The following is a 3,337-nucleotide window of genomic DNA, read 5'->3' on the forward strand; positions in this document are numbered from 1 at the left end:
TAGCCGCAAGGCGGTAGCACACTAGATTGAACCTGTCTTTTACTGGATCAAATCAAGCGCGAGAAGGGCGTTTGGTGGATGCCTTGGCAGTAAGAGGCGATGAAGGACGTGATACTCTGCGATAAGTCCTGGCGAGCTGAGAATAAGCTTTGACCCAGGAATTTCCGAATGGGGCAACCCACCTGAAAGTTCATTATAATTGCTTCGGCAGTTTATAATGTTCTTAAACAGGTACTTTTAACCTGAATACATAGGGTTTTAAGAGCAAACCCGGGGAACTGAAACATCTAAGTACCCGGAGGAAAGGACATCAATAGAGACTCCCCTAGTAGCGGCGAGCGAACGGGGACCAGCCGAGCCTTGAGAGTGACCAGAAGGATCTGGAAAGATCAGCCATAGTGGGTGACAGCCCCGTATGGGAAGCTCGATAGGACGTATCAAGTAGGGCGGGACACGTGAAATCCTGTCTGAAGATCGGAGGACCACCTCCGAAGGCTAAGTACTCCTTACTGACCGATAGCGAACCAGTACCGTGAGGGAAAGGTGAAAAGCACCCCGACGAGGGGAGTGAAACAGTACCTGAAACCGAACGCCTACAATCAGTCGGAGCTTCCTTGCGAAGTGACGGCGTACCTTTTGTATAATGGGTCATCGACTTGGTCTATCTAGCAAGCTTAAGCCGTTAGGTGTAGGCGCAGCGAAAGCGAGTCTTAATAGGGCGTCGAGTTAGATGGATCAGACCCGAAACCGAGTGATCTAGGCATGACCAGGATGAAGGTAAGGTAACACTTACTGGAGGTCCGAACCCACACCTGTTGAAAAAGGTCGGGATGAGTTGTGCCTAGGGGTGAAAGGCCAATCAAACTCGGAGATAGCTGGTTCTCCGCGAAATCTATTTAGGTAGAGCGTCATCCGAATACCCCGGGGGGTAGAGCACTGGATGGGTAATGGGGCCCCACAGGCTTACTGATCCTAACCAAACTCCGAATACCCGGGAGTACTAGATGGCAGACACACTGCGGATGCTAACGTCCGTAGTGGAGAGGGAAACAACCCTGACCTACAGCTAAGGCCCCCAATTCATGGCTAAGTGGGAAAGCAGGTGGGACGACCAAAACAACCAGGAGGTTGGCTTAGAAGCAGCCATCCTTTAAAGATAGCGTAACAGCTCACTGGTCTAATCAAGTTGTCCTGCGGCGAAGATGTAACGGGGCTCAAGCCATGAGCCGAAGCTTAGGATGCCGTAAGGCATGGTAGCGGAGCGTAGTGTGATATAGGATCTATCCTCTTCTGCACCCTTCGGGATGCAATGGAGGACAGGATCCTTTCAGTGAAGCCCGGGCGTGAGCCAACGGGTGGAGAGATCACTAGCGAGAATGATGACATGAGTAGCGACAAAGAGTGTGAGAGACACTCTCGCCGAAAGTCCAAGGGTTCCTGCTTAAAGCTAATCTGAGCAGGGTAAGCCGGCCCCTAAGGCGAGGCCGAAAGGCGTAGTCGATGGGAACCAGGTTAATATTCCTGGGCCATGTGGTGGTGACGGATCGCAGAGGTTGTCAGTCCTTATCGGATTGAACTGGCAGCTGAGCGGTCCCTGGAAATAGCCCCACTTTAGGACCGTACCCTAAACCGACACAGGTGGACTGGTAGAGAATACCAAGGCGCTTGAGAGAACGATGTTGAAGGAACTCGGCAAAATACCTCCGTAAGTTCGCGAGAAGGAGGCCCGGTTCCTAGGCAACTAGGGGCTGGGGGCACAAACCAGGGGGTGGCGACTGTTTACTAAAAACACAGGGCTCTGCGAAGTCGCAAGACGACGTATAGGGTCTGACGCCTGCCCGGTGCCTGAAGGTTAAAAGGAGGGGTGAGAGCTCCGAATTGAAGCCCAGGTAAACGGCGGCCGTAACTATAACGGTCCTAAGGTAGCGAAATTCCTTGTCGGGTAAGTTCCGACCTGCACGAATGGCGTAACGACTTCCCCGCTGTCTCCAACATCGACTCAGCGAAATTGAATTGCCTGTCAAGATGCAGGCTTCCCGCGGTTAGACGGAAAGACCCCGTGCACCTTTACTACAGCTTCGCACTGGCATCAGGATTGTGATGTGCAGGATAGGTGGTAGGCTTCGAAGCAGGGACGCCAGTCTCTGTGGAGCCAACAGATGAGATACCACCCTTCGCACTCTTGATGTCTAACCGCGGTCCGTTATCCGGATCCGGGACCCTGCGTGGCGGGTAGTTTGACTGGGGCGGTCGCCTCCTAAAGCGTAACGGAGGCGCGCGAAGGTTGGCTCAGAGCGGTCGGAAATCGCTCGTTGAGTGCAATGGCAGAAGCCAGCCTGACTGCAAGACTGACAAGTCGAGCAGAGTCGAAAGACGGCCATAGTGATCCGGTGGTCCCAAGTGGGAGGGCCATCGCTCAACGGATAAAAGGTACGCCGGGGATAACAGGCTGATACTGCCCAAGAGTCCATATCGACGGCAGTGTTTGGCACCTCGATGTCGGCTCATCTCATCCTGGGGCTGGAGCAGGTCCCAAGGGTACGGCTGTTCGCCGTTTAAAGAGGTACGTGAGCTGGGTTTAGAACGTCGTGAGACAGTTCGGTCCCTATCTGCCGTGGGTGTAGGATACTTGAGAGGAGTTGCCCCTAGTACGAGAGGACCGGGGTGAACGATCCACTGGTGGACCAGTTGTCGTGCCAACGGCAGTGCTGGGTAGCTATGATCGGACAGGATAACCGCTGAAGGCATCTAAGCGGGAAGCCCCCCTCAAAACAAGGTATCCCTGAGGACCGTGGAAGACCACCACGTCGATAGGCCGGAGATGTAAGCATGGTAACATGTTCAGTTGACCGGTACTAATGGTCCGATAGGCTTGATTTGATCCAGTAACAGACAGGGACACAAACCTGACTGCGAACACTCAAAAGCATACACATACAGCGTACTCGACTGACAGCACCGCCCGACAGGGCAGGTTGATGAACACCCACCCGCAGTGACGGGGTGTGGCAACGCGCTTCGCTTCGCGAAACGCTCTCTACCGCACCGTCTCTGCAGCGTGGTCTTTCCTTGGTTTGGTGGTCATAGCACGAGCAAAACACCCGGCTCCATTCCGAACCCGGTCGTTAAGTGCCGTCGCGCCAATGGTACTGCGTCTCAAGACGTGGGAGAGTAGGTCACCGCCAAACCTAGAAAAGACCACAAAACCGTATCTCTCTAAACGATCCACCCTGACCAATACACAATCAGGGCAAAATCGCCGCGGGATGGAGCAGCCCGGTAGCTCGTCAGGCTCATAACCTGAAGGTCGTAGGTTCAAATCCTACTCCCGCAACCA

General features: G+C 53.9%; 1 tRNA gene and 2 rRNA genes. All 3 read left to right on the forward strand.

Annotation, left to right across the window (positions count from 1 at the left end):
• The first annotated feature begins 50 nt into the window (after positions 1–50).
• Positions 51–2,880 (forward strand): 23S ribosomal RNA (locus JF542_RS24090).
• 193 nt (positions 2,881–3,073) lie between these two features.
• Positions 3,074–3,188 (forward strand): 5S ribosomal RNA (gene rrf / locus JF542_RS24095).
• A 72-nt stretch (positions 3,189–3,260) separates the two neighbouring features.
• A tRNA-Met gene (locus JF542_RS24100) sits at positions 3,261–3,337 on the forward strand.

This window comes from Salipiger bermudensis (genome assembly GCF_017309175.1).
GTDB classification, from domain to species: domain Bacteria; phylum Pseudomonadota; class Alphaproteobacteria; order Rhodobacterales; family Rhodobacteraceae; genus Salipiger; species Salipiger bermudensis.